Source organism: Prevotella scopos JCM 17725, from assembly GCF_018127785.1.
Taxonomy (GTDB): domain Bacteria; phylum Bacteroidota; class Bacteroidia; order Bacteroidales; family Bacteroidaceae; genus Prevotella; species Prevotella scopos.
Window position 1 is genome coordinate 971256 of the sequence record NZ_CP072390.1, and the last position, 22550, is coordinate 993805.

Annotated in this window: 19 protein-coding genes; 4 read left to right on the forward strand and 15 right to left on the reverse strand. The window is 39.9% G+C overall.

The window, feature by feature from the left end; translation table 11 throughout:
* Positions 1–110 precede the first annotated feature (110 nt).
* From J4856_RS09465 to J4856_RS09515, 11 genes are all read right to left on the reverse strand, one after another.
* The gene (locus J4856_RS09465) at positions 111–596 is read right to left on the reverse strand and encodes a low molecular weight protein-tyrosine-phosphatase (protein WP_025838043.1); all 486 of its coding nucleotides are present in this window, start codon (positions 594–596) and stop codon (positions 111–113) included.
* 102 nt (positions 597–698) lie between these two features.
* Positions 699–1559: a patatin-like phospholipase family protein gene (locus J4856_RS09470; protein WP_065367872.1), complete on the reverse strand. Its 861-nt coding sequence runs from the start codon at positions 1557–1559 to the stop codon at positions 699–701.
* Positions 1560–1667: 108 nt separating this feature from the next.
* On the reverse strand, positions 1668–2249 hold the full coding sequence (locus tag J4856_RS09475; protein WP_044081068.1) for a hypothetical protein: 582 nt from the start codon (positions 2247–2249) through the stop codon (positions 1668–1670).
* Between the two features lie 74 nt (positions 2250–2323).
* A complete protein-coding gene (gene carB / locus J4856_RS09480) occupies positions 2324–5551 on the reverse strand; it encodes a carbamoyl-phosphate synthase (glutamine-hydrolyzing) large subunit (protein WP_065367775.1) in 3228 nt (1075 codons plus the stop codon).
* A complete protein-coding gene (gene carA / locus J4856_RS09485) occupies positions 5551–6627 on the reverse strand; it encodes a glutamine-hydrolyzing carbamoyl-phosphate synthase small subunit (protein ID WP_065367774.1) in 1077 nt (358 codons plus the stop codon). The genes carB and carA overlap by 1 nt, the downstream gene beginning before the upstream one ends.
* Positions 6628–6755: 128 nt before the next feature.
* On the reverse strand, positions 6756–8657 hold the full coding sequence (locus J4856_RS09490) for an amidophosphoribosyltransferase (protein WP_065367773.1): 1902 nt from the start codon (positions 8655–8657) through the stop codon (positions 6756–6758).
* 190 nt (positions 8658–8847) lie between these two features.
* The gene (glmS, locus tag J4856_RS09495; protein WP_065367772.1) at positions 8848–10695 is read right to left on the reverse strand and encodes a glutamine--fructose-6-phosphate transaminase (isomerizing); all 1848 of its coding nucleotides are present in this window, start codon (positions 10693–10695) and stop codon (positions 8848–8850) included.
* A gap of 172 nt (positions 10696–10867) precedes the next feature.
* On the reverse strand, positions 10868–11668 hold the full coding sequence (locus J4856_RS09500; protein ID WP_025838039.1) for a polysaccharide biosynthesis/export family protein: 801 nt from the start codon (positions 11666–11668) through the stop codon (positions 10868–10870).
* 282 nt (positions 11669–11950) lie between these two features.
* The gene (locus tag J4856_RS09505) at positions 11951–13054 is read right to left on the reverse strand and encodes a metallophosphoesterase (RefSeq protein WP_025838037.1); all 1104 of its coding nucleotides are present in this window, start codon (positions 13052–13054) and stop codon (positions 11951–11953) included.
* A 16-nt stretch (positions 13055–13070) separates the two neighbouring features.
* Complete coding sequence (locus J4856_RS09510) at positions 13071–14414, reverse strand: MATE family efflux transporter (protein WP_025838035.1); 1344 nt, start codon at positions 14412–14414, stop codon at positions 13071–13073.
* Between the two features lie 13 nt (positions 14415–14427).
* Complete coding sequence (locus J4856_RS09515; protein ID WP_172823683.1) at positions 14428–14568, reverse strand: hypothetical protein; 141 nt, start codon at positions 14566–14568, stop codon at positions 14428–14430.
* 125 nt (positions 14569–14693) lie between these two features.
* Between J4856_RS09515 and bamJ the strand changes: the two genes are divergently transcribed.
* Positions 14694–15095 carry a BamJ family beta-barrel-assembly machinery protein gene (bamJ, locus tag J4856_RS09520; RefSeq protein WP_025838033.1) on the forward strand — a complete coding sequence of 134 codons (402 nt, stop codon included), beginning with the start codon at positions 14694–14696 and terminating at the stop codon, positions 15093–15095.
* A 198-nt stretch (positions 15096–15293) separates the two neighbouring features.
* On the forward strand, positions 15294–16529 hold the full coding sequence (locus J4856_RS09525; RefSeq protein ID WP_025838031.1) for a GTP-binding protein: 1236 nt from the start codon (positions 15294–15296) through the stop codon (positions 16527–16529).
* Positions 16530–16954: 425 nt separating this feature from the next.
* On the opposite strand, the gene J4856_RS09530 is transcribed toward J4856_RS09525, so the two are convergent.
* Positions 16955–17908, reverse strand: a complete 954-nt coding sequence (locus J4856_RS09530) for a glucosaminidase domain-containing protein (protein WP_025838029.1) — start codon at positions 17906–17908, stop codon at positions 16955–16957.
* 112 nt (positions 17909–18020) lie between these two features.
* On the opposite strand from J4856_RS09530, the gene J4856_RS09535 reads away from it, so the two are divergent.
* Both J4856_RS09535 and J4856_RS09540 read left to right on the forward strand, forming a co-directional pair.
* On the forward strand, positions 18021–18353 hold the full coding sequence (locus J4856_RS09535; protein WP_025838027.1) for a 2-amino-4-hydroxy-6-hydroxymethyldihydropteridine diphosphokinase: 333 nt from the start codon (positions 18021–18023) through the stop codon (positions 18351–18353).
* Positions 18338–19120, forward strand: coding sequence for a tetratricopeptide repeat protein (locus J4856_RS09540; RefSeq protein ID WP_025838025.1), 783 nt, complete (start codon positions 18338–18340; stop codon positions 19118–19120). The genes J4856_RS09535 and J4856_RS09540 overlap by 16 nt, the downstream gene beginning before the upstream one ends.
* 299 nt (positions 19121–19419) lie before the next feature.
* Here the strand turns inward: J4856_RS09540 and J4856_RS09545 are convergent, their stop codons facing one another.
* From J4856_RS09545 to J4856_RS09555, 3 genes are read right to left on the reverse strand one after another with little or no spacing between them, the layout of a single operon-like run.
* Positions 19420–20781 (reverse strand): aminotransferase class I/II-fold pyridoxal phosphate-dependent enzyme, encoded by a 1362-nt coding sequence (locus tag J4856_RS09545; protein WP_025838023.1) that lies wholly within the window; start codon positions 20779–20781, stop codon positions 19420–19422.
* 8 nt (positions 20782–20789) lie between these two features.
* Complete coding sequence (locus J4856_RS09550; protein ID WP_025838021.1) at positions 20790–21425, reverse strand: sugar transferase; 636 nt, start codon at positions 21423–21425, stop codon at positions 20790–20792.
* Between the two features lie 9 nt (positions 21426–21434).
* Complete coding sequence (locus tag J4856_RS09555; protein ID WP_065367771.1) at positions 21435–22550, reverse strand: ATP-grasp domain-containing protein; 1116 nt, start codon at positions 22548–22550, stop codon at positions 21435–21437.

Sequence of the window (22550 nt, forward strand, 5' to 3'; positions counted from 1 at the left end):
GCGGAGGCTTAACACCACGTGTGCGGAGGGATAAACTAACTATGATACATAAATGACCAATTTAAAATAGACTCGCCTCAACTTTGCCAGTTACGATTCATAGGAAAGCATTAGAGTGTATTGAGAATACCTTCGCATCCATCTTCTATTAAGTCGAGGGCTAAGTTAAAATCCTCTGCATCACCATAATATGGATCAGGAACACAAGTAGCTGAAGGATGTTTCGTAAAGAAATCAGTCATTCTCACAACTTTGTTTCTTGCTTCTTTATTAGGTGCTTGAGACGTAATATTACGATAATTGTCCTCGTCCATGACGACAATCTTATCGAATAACTCAAAATCTCGACGGGCATCAAACTGGCGAGCATGATGATTAACATTATACCCCCGCAGTCTGCCAAATTCACGCATGCGCTTATCAGGTAACTGTCCAACATGCCAATTACCAATACCAGCCGAATCTATCATATATTTATCAGCACAACCGCATTTTTCAACAAGATGTTGCATTACGGCATGTGCAGCCGGAGAGCGACAAATATTACCTAAGCAAATAAATAATATACTGATTTTATCGTTTGTTGTTGTATTCATATTAATCTTGTATTTTTATGGCAGATAATTTTCTCCAAATGATTAATCTGAGATTTATTTGAATCTTTATTTATAAGATGTCACTTTTGGACATCGCATAACTTATTTCACCTCATTCACTCCAAACAACTCCTTTATCTCAACTAGATGTTCCAAAGCAACTTCCCTACCCTGGTCATAAGTAGCTTGCATCATTGCTGGGTCGTGTGAGAAATGTCCTATGGTTAGTTTTCTTTTAGGACGAAGCACTAAGGTATTGGGCTTCTTTTCTTCTTCACGAACGTAGGCTAACTGCTCATTATACATGATATGGCGTTGCTCCAAAGCCCTTACAACACGTGGATGACGATGTAACCACATACGCATTAACGGCATCAATGAGTTTGGCTCTTTAACAAAACCATCAGGCTGAGTAAGTACTACGAGATTATGGTCATACCCTTGTTCCTGAAAAAAACGAAGTGGGATAGAATCGGCTATTCCACCATCCAAAAGTTTCTTACCTTCTATCGTCACAATACGTGCGGCAATGGGCATAGAAGCAGAAGCACGGATATATTCTAAGCAATTATCATCAACTTCCATCAAGCGTTTGTATTCAGCCTTTCCAGTACCTACATTCGTACATACTGCCCAAAATTCCATAGGATTTTCTCGAAAGGTATCAACATCAAAGTAATCAATATGACGAGGCATATAATGGTAAGCATATTCTCCACCATAATAATCACCCGTTGTCAGGAGTGAGCGCAAGGAAGCATAACGCCAATCGTGTGCTAATTTCTGATTGTATCTCAGAACACGTCCGTACTGCTTCGACTTCATGTTGCATCCAAATGCAGCACCCGCTGAAACACCAACAACACCATCAGGCCATAGATTTTTTTCCATCAGAACATCCATCACACCAGCTGAAAACAAGCCGCGCATGGCTCCTCCTTCTAACACAAGTCCTTTCTTCATTATAATCTTTGACTTTAAATACAATCCGTTAATAAAAAACTGATAACTAAAGATATAAACAATAGCCTCACAAAAAAATATAATCATCCAAAAGATGAGGCTTCACTCTTATTTTCTTCGTGCCAATGCGTCAACAGCATCAAAGCTATAAACAAGCGTTCCACTAGTAAAGGTCGTTGTCTCAATCTTAAGCGAGCGATTCTTACGAAGGCAATCAACAAAAGCCTCAGGACTTTGAATAAAGGCAGAATCAGTCTGCTTACTGATACCTGGTTTATAAGTAAAACGTCCAACCTCTTTTCCATACGCATATACCCGAACGAAATTGCTTGAGTCATAACTATTTCCAGCAAACTGTTCACCATCACCAAGAATCATACACGCTTCCACTCCAACACGTCCAAGATAACGTACACGGAGTGTCATACGATTTGACATCGTAATCTGGGATTTCTTATTGGGTGCACTCTGCATCTTCGCTACTGCAGAATCGTTGAGGTAAATCCATGATGAAACAAATGTCCCATCACCTGATGAGGCACTATCAAGGTTGACAGCTAACATGGTGTCAACCTGTGTCGTATCATAATGTCCTACCCCACGTAAAGAATGACCAGAGCAAGACGCAATCGCTACTGCCGCAAAAGTAACAAAAACTATGGGCAGTAACTTCATAGGATATTGTTTCATTTTTAAGAAGAAAAAGATAAGGACCAGAAAATCAGAGAAATTATTCAAACTCTCTTAACTTCTGGCCCCTTAAACTATTTATATTCTCCCCATGCTTTAATATCAATGTCATCCAAAGTGACATTGCAGAAGGCAGAGATAAAGGCACTTGCTAATCGACTGTTCGTGACCAAAGGTACATTGAGGTCAATCGCTGCACGACGAATCTTGTAACCATTAGTCAACTCACGCGGTGTAAGGTCCTTTGGCATATTTACAACCATGTCTATCTTCTTCTCATGTAATAGGTCAAGCGCTTGTGGATGCTTTCCCTCATCTGAAGGCATATAGACACAAGTATTCTCAATTCCGTTCTCAGCAAGATACTTAGATGTACCAACTGTCGCATAAAGTTCGTAGCCATGCTGCTTCAACATCTTTGCTGCATCAAGCATGTCAGCCTTCTGTTTTGCACCACCTGTTGATAACAGAATGGTCTTCTTTGGGATGCGGAGACCAACTGAGAGCATAGACTTTAGCAATGCCGTTGAAGTGTCATCACCCAAGCAACCAACCTCACCAGTAGAACTCATATCAACACCCAACACTGGGTCAGCCTTCTGCAAACGATTGAATGAGAACTGAGAAGCTTTTATACCAACATAATCAAGGTCGAAGAGGTTCTTGCTAGGCTTCTCCACTGGTACGCCAAGCATAATCTTCGTAGCTAAATCTATGAAATTTATCTTCAAGACCTTACTTACAAATGGGAACGAACGACTTGCACGGAGATTACACTCGATAACGAGGATGTCATTATCACGTGCCATAAACTGAATATTGAATGGTCCGTTGATATGTAGTTTCTTTGCTATCTGACGGCTAATGCGCTTAATACGACGCATCGTCTCAACATAAAGCTTCTGTGGTGGGAACTGAATTGTAGCATCACCAGAGTGAACACCAGCAAACTCAATGTGCTCAGAGATAGCGTATGCTACAATCTCACCATCCTGTGCTACAGCATCCATTTCAATCTCCTTAGCGTGCTCAATGAACTTACTTACCACAACTGGATGGTCCTCGCTGACGTTTGCAGCCAACTGAAGGAAGCGAGTAAGCTCGTCTTTGTTTGAACAGACGTTCATAGCAGCACCAGAAAGTACATAAGATGGACGTACTAAGACAGGGAAGCCTACACGGTCAACGAACTTATCAATATCATCCATGCTTGTCAATGCGCTCCATTCCGGCTGGTTGATACCATTCTCTGTGAGCATTGATGAGAACTTTGCACGGTCCTCTGCATTATCAATATCCTTTGCAGCTGTTCCAAGAATTGGCACATTCTCCTCATCAAGATACATCGCAAGGTTGTTAGGAATCTGACCACCAGTTGACACAATCACTCCATGTGGATTCTCTGCATCAATGATATCCATTACACGTTCGAAGGTCAACTCATCAAAATAGAGACGATCACACATATCGTAATCTGTTGAAACAGTCTCTGGGTTGTAGTTGATCATGATAGAACGATAACCCTGACGGCGAATAGTATTCAATGCCTGAACACCACACCAGTCGAACTCTACAGAGCTACCAATACGATAAGCACCTGAACCAAGTACAATAACCGAGTTGCGGTCATTAGGGAACGTAACATCTGAAGCTACACCAGCGTATGTAACATAGAGGTAATTGGTCTGTGCAGGATACTCGGCAGCCAATGTATCAATCTGCTTAACAACAGGAAGAATACCAAAACTCTTACGCAGACGACGAACGATTCTCATCGCTTCGTGCATCTTCTTGCACTCTTCCTCCAAACCAACAGCACGTGCGATTTGGAAGTCTGTAAAACCATAAACCTTAGCAGTATGTAAGAGGTCCTTATCAAGTGTATTGATATTCTTGCGTTTCAACTCCTCATCAATATCAATGATATGCTTTAGCTTATAGAGGAACCAACGGTCAATCTTGGTCAGTTCATGAATCTGATCAACCGTATATCCCTTGTGCATTGCCTTAGAGATAAGGAAGACACGCTTATCAGTTGGTTCGCGAAGAGCAGCATCAAGGTCATCAATCTGTAACTCTTTGTTCTCCACAAAGCCGTGCATACCCTGTCCTATCATGCGAAGTCCCTTCTGAATAGCTTCCTCGAAGTTACGACCAATAGCCATCACTTCACCGACTGACTTCATACTTGAACCTAACTCTCTATCAACACCACGGAACTTACTGAGGTCCCAACGTGGAATCTTGCAAACTACATAGTCAAGTGCTGGCTCAAAGAAGGCAGAGGTAGTCTTCGTCACAGAGTTCTTCAAGTCAAAGAGTCCATAACCCATACCCAACTTAGCTGCCACGAAAGCAAGAGGATAACCTGTAGCCTTACTAGCGAGTGCAGAAGAACGTGACAAACGAGCATTCACCTCAATCACACGATAGTCTTCACTCTCTGGGTCAAAAGCATACTGAACATTACATTCACCAACAATACCAATGTGGCGTACAATCTTGATAGACAACGCACGAAGCTTATGGTACTCGCTGTTTGAGAGTGTTTGAGATGGTGCAATAACGATAGACTCACCAGTATGAATACCCAATGGGTCGAAATTCTCCATGTTACAAACGGTAATACAATTGTCATATCGGTCACGTACTACCTCGTACTCAATCTCCTTCCAACCCTTCAAACTTTTCTCAACCAATACTTGAGGTGAGAATGAGAAAGCCTTCTCGCAGAGTGTATTCAACTCTTCTTCATTATCAGCGAAACCACTTCCAAGGCCTCCCAATGCGTAAGCTGCACGAACGATAACAGGGTAACCAAGACTCTTAGCAGCCTGGCGTGCCTGCTGAATATCCTCACAAGCTTCACTCTTGATAGTCTTTACGTCAATCTCATCTAACCGTTCTACGAAGAGTTCACGATCTTCAGTATCCATAATCGCTTTTACAGGAGTACCTAAAACCTTTACATTATACTTCTGTAAAACGCCTGTCTTATCCAATTCAACGCCACAGTTCAACGCCGTCTGTCCCCCGAACGATAGTAAGATACCATCTGGACGTTCTTTCTCTATGACACGCTCAACGAAATAAGGCTGTACAGGAAGGAAATAAATCTGATCTGCAACACCCTCAGAAGTCTGTACCGTAGCAATGTTTGGGTTAATCAAAACCGTAGAAACACCTTCTTCGCGTAATGCCTTCAACGCCTGTGAACCAGAGTAATCAAACTCGCCTGCCTCACCTATCTTTAATGCGCCTGAACCAAGTATCAGGACTTTCTTTACTGACTCGTCTTTCATTATTTCAGTGTTTCTACAAATTTATCAAACATAAAGTAAGTATCAACCGGACCAGAGCAAGCCTCTGGATGGAACTGAGAGGTAAACCAAGGATTCTCCTTGTGACAGATACCTTCATTACTTCCGTCATTCATATTGACAAAGAGTTCTTTCCAATCCTTGTCTAGTGTCGATGCATCAACCGCATAACCATGGTTCTGTGAGGTAATGTAACACTTGTCAGTCCCCACCATACGAACAGGCTGGTTATGTCCACGATGACCGTATTTCAACTTATAAATCTTTGCACCAGCAGCCTTTGAAAGCAACTGATTACCCATACAGATTCCACAGATAGGCTTCTTGCTCATGTTCATCTGCTTACGGATAACCTCAACAGCATCATTGCACATATCAGGATCACCAGGACCATTACCGAGGAAGAGACCATCATACTCCATACCAGTATAATCATAGTTCCAAGGTACACGGATAACCTCAACACCTCTGTTGATAAGTGAACGGATAATGTTTGCTTTTACACCACAGTCAACAAGCACAACCTTCTTACCAGCACCCTCATTATAGCGAAGAATCTCCTTTGTAGAAACACGATCGACAAAGTTAACTCCTTCATAATCAGCTTCTGGGATATTATCTGGTTCATCATCAAAGAGAATCTTACCCATCATCACTCCGTGTTCACGTAGCACCTTAGTAAGTTCACGTGTATCGATACCAGTAATACCTGGTACGTGTTCTCTCTTCAGCCAGTCTGCCAGACTTTCTACTGCATTCCAGTGCGAATACTTCTCTGTATAATCAGACACTATCAAGGCTGAAACATAGATTTTATCACTCTCCATGAAGGTTGGAATACCACTTTCCTCTATGGAAAAAGGTGGCACACCATAGTTACCTACCAGCGGGAAGGTCATTGTTAGTAGCTGACCTGCGTATGAAGGGTCAGTCAAGCTCTCTGGATAACCCATCATAGCTGTGTTGAAGACCACTTCACCAGCTACTGCTGCATCGTATCCAAACGACTTTCCATGGAATTTTGTTCCGTCACTTAGGACTAAAGTTACGTTCCTCATTGCTTATAGTATTGTTGGATTGAAATTTCTTTTCATGAAAAGAAATATTTTTTATCGTGAAAAGAAAGATTTCTTTTCATGAAAATAATTCTTTTTTATCATGATAATAATATACAGACAAGCGATTATTACGCTTTTACTGTGTTCAAATGTTCACGCTCATAGTAGCTCACGAAAGCCTCATTGACCAGTCGCATACCACCTGGAGTTGGATAGTTTCCTGTAAAATACCAATCACCTGGATGATTAGGAATTGCATTGTGCAATCCTTCAACACTTTGGAATACAAGTTCAACAGGTGTTGTCATACCTTCAGGGCGCAGCATCTCAACAATCTTTCGATTAATGTCCTCCACTGTGAAAGGCTTATAAACTGCACGAACAGCATTGAAGATTGGCTCTCCCTTAGGCTTTGCCAATTCTTTCTTACAATTCTCGTAAACCTCACGAAGCAAGTCTTCCAGACCGCGTTCGCGTATCAATTCGATTACTGCACGGAAGACACAGAACTCTTCTGGATGTGGCATATCAATACCATAGTAATCTGGGAATCGAATCTGTGGCGCACTGGAAACAACTACTATCTTCTTAGGATGCAAGCGGTCGAGAATACGAAGAATACTTTCTTTCAATGTTGTACCACGTACGATAGAGTCATCAATAATAACGAGGTTATCCTCATAAGGTTTAATACACTCGTATGTAACGTCATAAACATGAGAAGCAAGGTCGTTACGCGAATTACCTTCAGTAATAAAAGTGCGCAACTTAATATCTTTCCACGCTACTTTCTCAGAGCGTACATCCTGATGAATAATGCGATAAACCTCCTCTGAAGAAGCATTAGCACCTAAAGCAGCAATTTGCTCAACCTTCTTCTTGTCAATTTGCTCCTTAAAGCCATGTACAAGACCATAGAATGCAACCTCAGCTGTGTTTGGAATATATGAGAGTACAGTATGCTCTGTGTCATAGTCAACTGCTTTCAAAACGTGTTCTGTTAGCTGACGTCCAAGTGTTTCACGCTCTTTGTATATGTCACGATCAGAACCTCGTGAGAAATAGATTCGCTCAAAGGAGCATGCCGAATTACTCTTAGGTTCAAGTATCTGTTGCAATGAACATTCACCGCGTTTATTGACAATCAATGCTTGCCCAGGCTTTAACTCTTGAATATCATCACACTCAAGGTCGAATGTTGTCTGCAGAACAGGGCGTTCGCTTGCTAAGACTACAATCTCATCATTCTTATAATAGAAAGCTGGACGAATTGACCATGGATCACGGATAGAGAACATCTCACCCGAACCAGTCAATCCACAGATAACGTAGCCACCATCAAAGTGCTGCATCGTTGTCTTGAGAACATTGCTCATCTGCACATTCTCTTCAATATAGTGGGTGATATCACGGTTCGTTAGTCCTAACTTCTGAGCATCAACGAAATTACGTTCCACCTCACGATCAAGTCTGTGTCCCATCAACTCCAGCAAAATATTAGTATCGCTGTATATACGTGGACATTGTCCCTGCTCTGTGAGAATCTCAAAAACATCTCCAATATTGGTCATATTGAAGTTCCCACACATACAGAGGTTCTTTGCCTTCCAGTTATTACGACGTAGGAACGGATGGACAAAAGAAAGGCCACTCTTACCGGTAGTTGAGTACCGAAGGTGGCCCATATATAGGTCTCCCGCAAACGGAAGATATTTTTTAGCAAAAGAAACATCAGACAACTGCTCCGAAGGGAGGTCATTATAATGCTTATGAACATTGGCAAAAATCTCAGCTACAGCATTCTTACCCTCTGCACGCTCACGGAACATATATTCATTACCTGGTTCAGAATCTAGCTTCACAGAAGCCATACCTGCTCCCTCCTGACCACGGTTATGCTGTTTCTCCATCATCAGATAGAGTTTATTCAGTGCATACATCCAGGTGCCATACTTCTCCTGATAATACTCAAGCGGCTTCAGCAATCGGATCATTGCAACACCGCAGTCTTCATGAATGTTCTTTTCCATTGATAAGGTTTTCTGTCTTTCTTTTACTTTTAAATCGTATATCTATTTCCATGTCTTCCTTAATAAAAAGAAAGATGAATATAAACGTCACTTTATTAGGAGTAACATTGTCTGTGCATTGGACATATTCATTAAGAATAAATACACAGACTATGCTTTATAAAGTCTGGTGTCAACCACAAACATCTCCTTACTCTACTGTTACAGACTTAGCCAGATTTCTTGGCTGATCAACATCTTTGCCTTTACAAACAGCGATATGATAAGCCAACAGCTGCAATGGAACCGTTGCTACTAAGGGCTCAAGACATTCCATCATGTCAGGAAGTTCTATAACAGCATCTGCTATTTTAGAGATGGTTGTATCTCCCTTTGAAACTAAAGCAATCACACGTCCTTGGCGCGCCTTTATTTCTTGGATATTACTACGAACCTTTTCATACATCCCATTATGAGTTGCAATAGCTACGACAGGCATATCTGAATCTATCAAAGCTATTGGTCCATGTTTCATCTCTGCCGCTGGATAGCCTTCAGCATGTATATAGGATATTTCCTTCAACTTCAGTGCACCTTCCAAAGCTACAGGATAACTATAACCTCGACCAAGATAGAGGAAGTTGCGGGCATACGTAAATGTGCGGGCTAAGTCTGCTATCTGATCGTTTGTCTTTAACACTTCTTCTATAACAGATGGCATCTCTGCCAACCCTTTTATCACTTTATTATACTCGCCTCCACTAATACTTCCTTTTGCATTAGCCAATGCAAGTGCAAACATTGTCAACACAGTAACCTGTCCTGTGAAGGCCTTTGTTGATGCTACACCAATCTCAGGCCCCACATGAATATAAGTTCCTGTATCTGTAGCACGAGGAATGCTTGAGCCTATCGCATTACAGATTCCATAAATAAAAGCACCCTTTGATTTTGCAAGTTCTACTGCAGCAAGTGTATCTGCTGTTTCGCCACTCTGTGAGATGGCAATTACAACATCACCATCACCAACCACTGGATTGCCATAACGGAATTCACTTGCATACTCGACCTGAACAGGGATACGACAATACTCCTCAATCAGCTGCTTACCAATTAGTCCTGCATGCCAACTTGTACCACAAGCAACAATAATTATACGCTTCGCATTCAACAACTTATCACGATGATCCATCAAGGCTCTCAGCGTCACCTGAGTATGTTCTGGATGTACACGTCCTCGCATACAATTCTTCAAACACTGTGGCTGTGCAAAAATCTCTTTGAGCATAAAGTGAGGGAAGCCTCCTTTCTCTATCTCTCCAAGATTAATATCTACTGTACGTACCTCTGGTGACAGTTCTTCATTTAGAATATTAACAACCTTCAGCTCTTCTCCTAACTTCATAACGGCAATATTGCCATCGTCCAAATATACAACCTTATCCGTAAACTCTACAATAGGGCTGGCATCCGAGCCAAGAAAGAACTCTCCATCACCGATGCCCACTACTAATGGGCTCTGCTTACGTGCAGCAATAATAGTATCTGGGTTGCGCTTATCAAGTATAGCTATGGCATATGCACCAATTACCTGATAAAGAGCTAACTGAACAGCTTCCAGCAAACTAAGATTTTTCTTTGTTTGTATATAATCAATCAATTGCACTAATACTTCTGTATCAGTTTCTGACTGAAATGTCATTCCTTTTTCTATGAGATTATGCTTGATTTCTGCATAGTTCTCAATGATGCCATTATGAATAATAGCAAGATTCTTCGACTGTGAATAATGCGGATGAGCATTTAATGAAGAAGGTTCACCATGTGTTGCCCAACGTGTATGTGCAATACCAACATTACCAGTTATGTCCTTATCTGAACAAAACTCTTCCAGGTCGGCAACCTTTCCTTTTGTCTTATAAACATTCAATTCCCTACCTTTATTTATCAATGCAACACCAGCACTGTCATATCCCCTATATTCAAGGCGCTGTAAGCCTTTTATTAAAATAGGATAAGCTTCACGCTTTGTTCCAATGTATCCTACGATTCCACACATAATTCTTATACAATCAGTTACCACAAATTAAAAAAAAGAACACCTCTCACACCCCTCTCTTTTTAGTAGTACCCAAAGGCCTACCCAAGACGTGGATGTCAAAGATATTCTCATTCCTATTATATTTTATCCAAAGAAAGGCTATAAACATAGCCTCGGTAAGGATAGTATTTTATTTTCTCAATACGTTTACGAGTAACGATGCAACTGATGTCACGATACCAATGAAAGAGAACCAAAGAGTAGTAGAACTACCAACACCTGAGTTCTTAGCCTTTACACTGTTTGGCTGAACATAGAGTACATCATTCTGCTGAAGATAATAGTAAGGTGAGTTAAGCAGGTTTGCATCATTGAGATTCAAACGTACAACATGCTTCTGACCTGTTGGATCTTCACGAATCAACATGATGTTATCACGCTTTCCATAAACACCAAGATCACCAGCTTGCGCAATTGCTTCCAAAACACTCATCTTCTCTGTTGATACAGGGATAACACCTGGCTGACCAACTTCACCAAGAACGGTTATATGATAACTACTCATACGAACAGTTACGATTGGATTCTCAGTGCGTGCCAAATATGGCTGAATCTTACTCTTGATAAGGTCTTCGCATTCAGGCTTTGTCAAACCACTGACATGAATCTTACCAATCACAGGGAAATTGATGAAACCTGAGTTGTCAACCAAGTAACCTTGTAGCGAACCACCACCTGAACTAACCTGTTTGCCACCTCCCAACTGGTTACGTACCTGCAAATTGAAAGGAGCTGCAGCTTCTGGATCAGTAGTATTCACTGTAATCGTCAACTCATCTTTTGGCATGATGCGTGCATCATACAGACCTCGTGAGGCAGCAAGACTAATAGAATCAGCATTTTCTAAGTAAGTAAAGCCTTTACTTGAGCCACATCCCGTCATGGCCATAATCATAGCCGTAACTATGAGGGAGAAAATAATCTTTTTCATTTGAACAAATAACGTGTAGTCAACTATCAACATTAATTTTAGCAAAACAAAAACGAACGAAAACACTAGGACATCTTCCCTATTTTATCGATCGAAATATATTCTTTGCAAAAATACAACTATTTTCTGATAACCGCAAATGAATATCTGTTTTTCTTTTTAGATTCTTCAAGACAAAATAATGGAGTAGCTACCCACGCTCATGTGTTGAAGATTCTCAAATGCAATTCTATATCCATAACGCTTGTCTATCGACACTAGCAAGATGCGTAAATGCTTTCATTACCGAATATCTGCTACCACATACTCTGACCTTGTGCCGATACGGAATTTACCACCCCAAATACCTATTCCTGAAGACACATAATAATGTGTATTACCTTTCTGTAAAGGGCCAAAAGCATCCTCGTAGATAATATCTTCTATCCAACTAACCGGCCACACTTGTCCATAATGAGTATGTCCAGAGAGTTGAAAGTCAATGCCTGCCTGCTGCGCCTCTTCCAAATAGTAAGGTTGATGATCCATTAAAATCGTATAATAGCCCTTTGGTGCAGACTCCATTAGATGCTGAAGACTAGCACGCTTCTTATTCGTTCTGTCATCACGCCCGACAACAAGAATCGTATCGCCACCTGCCAATGGAACCAAGCTATGATTATCTATTAGTAAATGAATACCTGCATCTTGATAAAACTTCTTTGCACGTGGTTCACCACTTATATACTCATGATTACCCAAACATGCATAAACAGGTGCTTTCAGACGACGAAACTCAGCTGCCATATCTTGGTCTATGAGCGCACGAATACTACCATCAATAATATCTCCTGCTATGAGAATAGCCTCAGGCTGCTCTTCATTCACCTTATCAACCCACTTTCTAAACTCATCTGCACGATTATGATAACCTAAATGAAGGTCGGTCATCATCACCAAACGATGTTGCTTTTTCATCGCTTTAGCAGACTGTAAACTCAAGGGTACACGCTCTTTATGCAAATAATTGAAATATCCATAAACGAACAATCCTATCATAATGACAACTACTGACACTGTACCTGTCCAACTATTATAAAGAAAAGAACGAGGAACAAGATGAAGTAATCTTCCCAAGTCAAGCGCAAGGAAAAATAACAACAGATACAGCCCAATAAACACAGCAGAATTGCCAAGTTCATACAACGTCACTGCTATTGGCATTGGCTTATTATCCAAACCTAATATAAAATTAGTAAAGAAGCATACGATGAAAAGTAATAATACTCCAACAACAATCCACTTACCTACTACAGCAAGAGGCAAAATCTGCCACACATGCCAACTTACATATCCACAGCCCAGTAGAAGGACCAAAAGAAATACTATTATCCAACCAAAACCCATTTTACAATCTTTAAAATTAAAATATTACTAAATATCGACGTACCCAGAGAATAGAGGCTATTCCTCTCATTCCAAGAAACGACAGAAAAGCTATCCATAAGGCATCATTTCCAAAACTATTCCAAAACAGATAATAAACAACAAAGAATACTATCATTGCCATAGCTGTTGAGAATAACATTCCCTTAGTTGCTGTCAACCCAATAAATACACCATCTAACACAAAAGCTGCCATTCCAGCCATGGGAATAAGGTAAGCCCAAAAGAGATAGGGCTGTGCTGCTGCCACAACAGATCCATCACTGGTAAGAAGATGAAGGAACCCTACACCTCCAAAGACGTAAACTGCAGTAAACATCAATGCCATAATGACACCAAAGCCAAACAATCGACGAACTGTTATACGCAGCCCTTTTGTATCACCAGCACCATAGTACTTACCACTAAGTGCCTCTCCTGCGTATGCAAAGCCATCCATCAGATAAGAGAAAAGCGTAAACAAAGTCATCAATAATGTATTCACTGCCAACATCATTGCTCCTTGTTTTCCTCCAGCTGAGGTGAAAAAGAAATTTACTGCCACCAAACAAAGGGTTCGCAAGAAGATATCCTTATTGACACGAAAGAACTCTCTCCATTCTCCCCTCATTACAAGTACACGACAGAATGTAGTCTGCAACACCATAAGACCACTTTTCTCCGAAGTTAGCCCCTGTTCTTTCTCAGACGAAATCCGTCTATATGCGGCATATAAAGAAACCATGAAACCAACCCATTGAGCCAGAACTGTACCCGCAGCAACACCACTAATCTTCCAGCCAAGAACAAAAACAAAGATTAAAGAGGCAAGGATATTGACCACATTCTGCAATACAGCCACTACCATTGGAGTACGCGTATCCTGCATTCCGATAAACCATCCAGTCAGTCCATAAAGTCCTAACATTGCAGGAGCGCCCCATATAACAATCCTAAAATAGGTAGCAACAAAACTCCACGAAGCTTCTGGCGTATTCATTAGCCGAAGCATCCCCCACTCTATGCCACGCTGTGCGACAATAAAGAGGATTCCCATCCCTAACCCAATCATCAGCGTGCGTAAAAGAATATTCAGACACTCCTGCTCATCTTGCCTGCCATACGCTTGTGATGTCATACCACTCGTACCCATACGTAAGAATCCTAACAACCAGTACATGACATTAAATACCATTGAACCAACAGCTATTGCACTGATATAAGTCTCATTACCAATATGTCCCACCACAGCTAAGTCAACAAGACCTAACAGTGGTACCGTCACATTACTTATTATAGACGGGATGGCAAGGCGAAGAATCTCCTTGTTCCAGTTATCCATCAATTGCATCTCACTACTCTCGGATGTAATCCTTAGCTACAAGGTCGTAATACAATGCCTCTAACTCTGGCAGCGACAGTCGCTCTATTGAATGTTCCAACACACGAATCAGCTCTGCCCGACGTGTATCATTCTCAATTTTATCAAAATTCATATCTTACGTTTATATGCCATAGAACAAATACTATACCGAAGCAAAAGTAATTGAAATTATTGTAAAATCAAAAGATATTCGCTAATTTTGCGTGTGCAACGTGTTCAAGTAAATAACTAGACGATATGGGAAAGAAACAAGAATATAAATTAAAGAATGAGGAATACCTTCGAGAACTGAGTCAGAAAGAAGGAATAAAGACACTTCCAAATGATTTACTTTACGAAATAATCAAGGAAGGAAGCGGTGAGGGAAAAGTGACAGCACGTTCCATTGTCACTTGCCATTATCGTGGAAGTCTTATTACGGGTAAAGTGTTCGATGATAGTTGGCAAAGGGGTATCCCTGAGGCTTTCCGTGTGAACGAGTTGATTACGGGCTTTCAAACAGCGCTCCTAGCAATGCATAAAGGCGACCATTGGCGTGTTTACATTCCGTATCAGGCGGGCTATGGCACAAAGCGTGATGGTGCTATTCCCGCTTTTTCCACTTTGATTTTCGAGATTGAACTCTTTGATATCGGATGAGACAATGATCCGTTCTTTAACAGAAAATTAACCAAACCCATTTCATTAAATGCGACTTTGATAGTTATCACAAGTGCGCCTTTTGTATGAAGGAACAAGAAATATTATTTAGAAATCATTTCGACTTATCTATATAGTACACTTGGCATATTTTTTGTAACTTTGTAATCCTAGAAATATAAAACAAAACAATATAAAATGAAAGTAAAAGAAACTCCTGTCCTCCTGCTGACAGGTTATTTAGGCAGTGGTAAGACTACTTTAGTAAACAAGATTCTTGCCAACAAGAAAGGCATTAAGTTTGCCGTTATCGTCAACGATATTGGCGAAGTAAATATTGATGCCGACCTCATTGAGGCAGGCGGTGTTGTTGACCAGAAGGACGATTCACTTGTTGCGCTTCAGAATGGCTGCATCTGCTGTACACTGAAGATGGACTTAGTGCAGCAACTGAATGAAATCGTTTCACAGAAGAAGTTTGACTATATCGTCATTGAGGCAAGTGGCATCTGCGAACCAGCTCCAATCGCACAAACGATTTGTGCTTATCCTCAGATGTATCCAGACTTAGCAAAGAATGGTAAGGCTGTACTCGATGCTATTGTAACAGTTGTTGATGCACGCCGTATGTGTGACGAATTCTCAGCTGGTAACGACCTTCTGAAGAAGGATTTGCAAGAAGATGACATCGAGAACTTACTTATTCAGCAAATTGAGTTCTGTAATATAATCCTCCTAAACAAAGTTGATGACGTCAGCAAGGAAGAATTAGGATTGGTGAAGGAGATTATCCGCTCACTTCAACCAAAGGCAGAGATGATAGAATGTAACTATGGTGATGTTGATTTAGACAAGATTATCAACACAGGCAACTTCGATTTCGACAAGGTTGCTACCTCAGCAACATGGATTGCCGAGATTGAGGGTAACGAGCATGAAGATGATGAGCATGAAGGTCATGAGCATCATCACGACCATCACGACCACGAAGATCATCATGAGCACCACCACCATTGCCATCATCATCATGGCTTGGAAAATGAAGAGAGTGGTGAAGCCTTGGAATACAACATCCAGACCTTCGTCTATTATGCACGCCGCCCGTTTGACATCAACTTCTTTGATGATTTCGTAGCACGCCAGTGGCCAAAGCAGATTATCCGTTGTAAAGGTCTCTGTTACTTTGCTAATGAAAAGGATATTTGCTACGTCTTTGAACAAGCAGGTAAGCAAGTAAGTCTTCGCAATGCTGGTCAATGGTATGCCACCATGCCTCCATTCCAGTTGCGTGAATTATTAGAGAACAATCCAAAACTTAAAAAGGATTGGGAAGAACCCTACGGTGACAGAATGCAGAAATTAGTATTTATTGGTCAAGACCTTGACAAAGAGGCCATAACCAAAGCTTTGGATACCTGTCTTACTGATTTCTAATTGCTTTATACGCATCAATCTATTATTAGAGATTGAACCTACTTTATTGATCAAGTTGATTGTCTGTCTTTGTAACAAGTGTGTAGTCAATTACACCGGGTTAGAAGACAGACAATTTTATTGACAAAGACATAGACAGCATAATGGGTCTCGGAGCGTACGAGGTTTAGATGTAAATCTGTATCAGAATATAGTTCCCTTAATTAATAAGACAACTTTTTGTAGCTATCTTATTATAGACAATAGACAGAATGACATAAGAACATATTCTTCAATGACATATTTTAGCAAGCAAATGCTCAATTTATTAGTTAAGCATTATTGCAGTTTGTACATTGCACTATGATCTAGACTTAGTTCTGTACATTATGCCTTAAACGTCAAACACCACTAGGGATATCGTTTTTTTACTCCGCTCTCCGCTCTTAATATAAACGCACCTCGTCACCTATTCTTAATCCACGTTCAGCAATTGATTCGTTCTTCTTTATAAGACTCTTCAAACGAATACCATACCGCTGCGCAATATCGTATAAGCTCTCAGATTTACGTACATAATAAGGGCGTTTCTTAAACTCTTTCGGAGCTTTCTTCTGTTTCTTCTTCAACCAGATAAATTCACCTGGGATAAGACGATCATGCTTATCACGCTCGTTGTACTTAGCCAGTTTACCCGCACTAATCTCTAATTCTTTACTTAAAGACTTAAATGAATCTCCCTGTCTTACAACAATATAGTAATTTTCATTATATTTATTTATAGTGTGTGCGCCTAAAACCTGAACAGAATTCAAACGACCATTACCAATACTAGGTATAGTAGTGTTTTCACCACTATGATGAGCCATGAAGCGATCGTAACTTTTGGCAGTATCATACACGTAAAGCTTATAAAGCTCTATGATATTTATCAAACTCTGTGCATAAACAGGATTAGTAGCATAACCAGCACGCTTCAAGCCGTATGCCCAACCACGATAATCTGTCCTATCCAAACTAAACAGACTTTGATAACGTGGACGCTCACGCAGAAACCTACAATGATCTTCATAGCTCTCTAAAGCACTATTGTATGCACGGAAGCACTCTCCCCTTTCATCATCATCATGTGAGATTGTACGCCCCGTCCACCCATGACATTTGATGCCGAAGTGATTATTCCCAAGAAGAACAAGCCTGCCTCGTCCCGCTCCACTCTCAAGCAGTCCTTGTGCTAGAGTGATACTGGCTGGCACACCATACTTCAGCATACCTTCGATAGCCATGTCTTTATACTGATTAATATACGATTGATAAGTCTGATTCCACTTTGCTTGTCCAACTACAACGCCGGGTAATATATAGAGGAATGAAAGGATAAAAAAGATATATCGCTTCATAAAATTTCTATTTTAAATTTTCTAACGCAAAATTACTCCTTTTATTACATAGCGCAAAGTGAAATATCCTAAATCTCACAAAGATTTCAAAACTTATACGTAACTTTGTATTATGAAGACAATTATTGCACTTGGTTCAAATTCTAAGCAGGAAGAGAACATATCCAAAGCACAGATACTTCTCAAACAACGTTTCAAGGGTATCCGATTTTCTAATCCAGTTTGGACAGAACCTATTGGGATTGAGTCAGATACATTCTTGAATTGTATAGGATATTTTGAAACAGAATATTCTCTTGAACAAGTAAGAGATTACTTAAAAGCAATAGAACAAATCATGGGTGATTCGCACGAAAACCATCAAAGAGGAATGGTTCTGATTGATATTGACCTTGCACAATATGGCGATAAGATTGTAAAAGAAATTATATGGCTGCAAGAATAACGGGAAAACTCATCATAACACTTCTGCTATCTCTGACAACAACATTCTCAGCCTCAGCACAGAAGAGCAAGGATGCTGAAGAGTTAGGGAAAGCGCTGGAATACTTTACGTCTGCAAAGTATCATGAAGCCTTGCTCATCTTTCAGCGCTTAGATAAAGAATATAAACTTAACGAACGCTTCAAAGCTTATATCGGCTTATGCTATTACCACGATTGGGACTATGAGACTGCAGCTAAATATTTGGAAAGTGTAATGCCCAAACTGGAAGTGTTCGCCCCTCACGAACGCTCAATCTACTATTATACTACAGCCGAGAGCAACTTTTATCTAAAGAAGTATAAGAAAGCCATCCCCTACTATGAAAAAACTTTAACCGTATGTTATGAACGAGAAAAGGGAGACATCTATTATCGGCTAGGCTTATGTAATATGTTTCTGCAGTTGTGGAAACCTGCTTACGACCAATATGTGAATGCAGAAAAGATTTATAGTCAGTATCAACAGGAAGAAGAGGTGCAAACAAGACTTGCACAAATAAAACGTATGTCAACGGCATGTTGGGCAAACTATGAGGCCACATTACCTAAAGACTCTCTATCAAAAACAACTGACAATCCGACCAACAAAAAGAATGAGACGACGCAATTAAAAAACATATCGACAATTATCAACTCACTGATTTCTACGATATTAGTACCCTATAATACACTCAATTCTGTAAAATATATTATCAAAAAGAATGAGAAAATAAAACTTGAAAAATAAATACTATTTTTTTATTCTTTTCTTCGTTCGCTCGTTTTTTTTTCGTACTTTTGCGTCAATTACTTTTCAAAATAGCATAAGAAACGCTTGCCTAATATTTACTTAACATACAATCCTAATAAAATTCAGGTTTTTATTTATCCATCTGACAACTAACGGGTTTTATGTAGAAGATAAGAAGGCAAAGTAAAAATATATTATCATAATCTAGTATCTATGAGGAAACACAACAAGGGCTGGCACCGAAGACATTGAGATCTACGACGTCAGCCCTTTACATGGGATAAAAAAGATAAGTTTTATTCCATTGCCTCTTTTATTTTCTCTACAATATATTTCACATCATCATCCGTAACCAATGGTCCACTTGGCAAACACATACCAACTTTAAATAACTCTTCGCTTACCCCATTCACGTATGCTGGGCAATCCTTATAACAAGGCTGCTTGTGCATAGGTTTCCAAAGCGGACGACTCTCGATATTGGCTTTATCCAAGAAGACACGCATAGCCTCAACGTTCGTATTAGGTTCGCAATCAGTATGTGCATTATCTACTGAATGTATAACACCAGCCGCACCACCAACTGCTCCCTGTACTGTTGTCTTATATGCATTCTCCTGCCCTTTCACCTTAACAGAAGGGTCTAGGACCATTGTGTTCAACCAGAAATTAGAGTCATACTCTGGTGAAGGGTTTGCATGGAAAGTAATACCATCTATCTTACTGAAAGCCTCTTCATATAAATGAGCAATATGATGGTGATGAGCAATATGCTCATCTAAAACTGTCATCTGACCACGACCGATACCAGCACAAACATTACTCATACGATAGTTGAAACCAATCTTCTCATGCTGATAGTATGGATAACCCTCGCGAGCCTGTGTTGCATAGAACATCACATTATTACAAGCCTCTTCATTAGGACAAACAAGTGCACCACCACCTGATGTGGTAATCATCTTGTTTCCATTAAATGACAGAACACCATACTCACCAAAGGTACCACATACCTGTCCGTCATATCTTGAACCTAAACCCTCTGCAGCATCCTCTACAACAGGGATATCATATTTATCTGCTACTGCAAGAATTTCTTTTATCTTTGCAGGCATACCATAAAGATAAACTACGATGATTGCTTTTGGTTTCTTACCTGTCTTAGCGATTCTATCTTTAATAGCTTCCTCCAAAAGTGCAGGATCAAGATTCCATGTTTCCTTCTCTGAGTCAACAAACACTGGAGTTGCACCAAGGTAAGTTACTGGATGTGAACTGGCACAAAAGGTAAAACTCTGACAGATAACCTCATCGCCAGCCTTTACTCCCAATGCTACTAAAGCGAGGTGTACAGCAGAAGTACCAGAACAGAGTGCGACTATACGCTTATCCTCCAATTCTGGTAAAGACTCCTTCCAAAGATTATCAGGATTATCCTCATGCGCCATAATTGTCTGTGGATATTCCTCTTTTTCAAGGAAGTTTCTTCTTACACCTGAAGGACTTACTGAGACTGAAAAACGTCTCAAGTCATCTTCAAAACCATTGACATTCGGTCCCAATGGCACCACCCAATTGGTATCAAACGCCTCTTGGATGTATTTCATCTCGTTACCGCTCATATGAGCGAGACAAAGTAAAACACGATTTCTTTCCATTTTACTAACTATATTTTTTCACCTGCATAGTCCATCTTTTTACCGAGAACCGTACAGATAATCATTTGAATATCTTTTATAAATGAATAGTTCTTTAGATAATAGAGGTTTAACTTTACTTTATCAGGGAAAATCACCTCATCATTATATTGAGCAGGATTCTCTACAGAAGCTAAAAGTTCTTCCTCATTTCTATATTTCAAACTGGCTGGACCTGTTATTCCTGGCTTTAACTTCAGAATATCTCTTTCCTCACCTTGTAACTGATCCGCATAACCAGGAACGTCTGGACGTGGACCAACAAAACTCATATCACCCTTGAGGACATTCCAGAGTTCTGGTAGTTCATCCAACTTATAACGTCTGAGTTTCTCTCCAAGTGGTGTGATACGGCACTGTTCAGTTGAAGCAATAGAAGTTGCTTCTGAATCCCTACTTGCCACAGAAGCCTCAGCCTTGACAGTCATCGATCTAAACTTATATACAGTAAACAGTTTACCATACTGCCCCACTCTCTTCTGACAAAACAATATAGGACCAGGCATCTTCACCTTGATTAGAATTGCTACTACCAATAATACTGGACTAAGGAATAGCAACCCAAACAAAGATGCGAGTTTATCAAATAACCATTTTAAACACATAATATTAATTTACGGATTCAGATTTCTATTCTTTACCAACTTTACAAAATAATAGAGGAACTCACCCAAAATAGCTTTCTTATCTTCTTTTCTATAATCATCAAAAGCATCAAAGTCCCAACTCATAATCTGATTAAACTCTTTCATTGTCAGTGAACAACGAAGAATTTTACCCACAAGAGTAATTATATCACCAAGAATCCACTTAGTCTTTGTCCCCATACGTGGTTGAATCTTATGCTCATACTTCCCTGAAGTGAAAAGAGAATATACAATATAAGGTATATCGAAACCACCCGCCATTGGTGTTGCTAAACCGCCAGTAAATCGAGCATTAACCTCAATAAACACAGCCTCCTTCGTGTTTTCATTAACCTTAAAGTCTATACCACAAACTCCTTTATAGTCAACTTTATCTAAAATTAGTTTAGAATATCTTTCTATTTCTGGCATTTCAACCAAAATTCTTTGTGTTGTTGTTCCTCCACCATCTGTCTTTGTTACTAAAGATCTATATGTACATGCTTGGAAGAAGCCATCATACCTAACACAGTCTACACTATAATCTATACCTGCAAAGAACTCTTCTATTAAGATATCTTTTGTATCATATTTGAGTAAAATATTCTTTGCTTCATCATATTTTTTAGGAAAAAAGACCCCTTTTGCAGAGTTCCCAAATTTTGTTTTAATTACTATTGGGTATGTAGCTTGCTTAATATCGTCTATAAAACGGGGCACTGGTACACCAACAGAATCAGATAAAATAGTTGCTTGATGCTTATCAGACAACAGAACTTGTTTCTCATAAGATTCCATTGTATATATAACATCCTTAGGAAGCTCATCTATGTGTTTTGCTATAATTAAGGCTTCATCATGCGTGGGCATAAGGACTTTGGGAGAGAAATCTTTGATAGCTTTCTTCAAATCCTCAATAAAACCTTGCTCATCTGTCTTGAAATCTCTATAGACAAATTTACCAACACTAAATTTAGAGATACTGCAAATATTATATGATGATGTGTCTCCTACTACAACCTTTAAGCCTTTTTCATAAAGGCTACGAATAATATTATATCCAACTCGGTTCCAACAATATGTTACAATAACATCACATTTCAT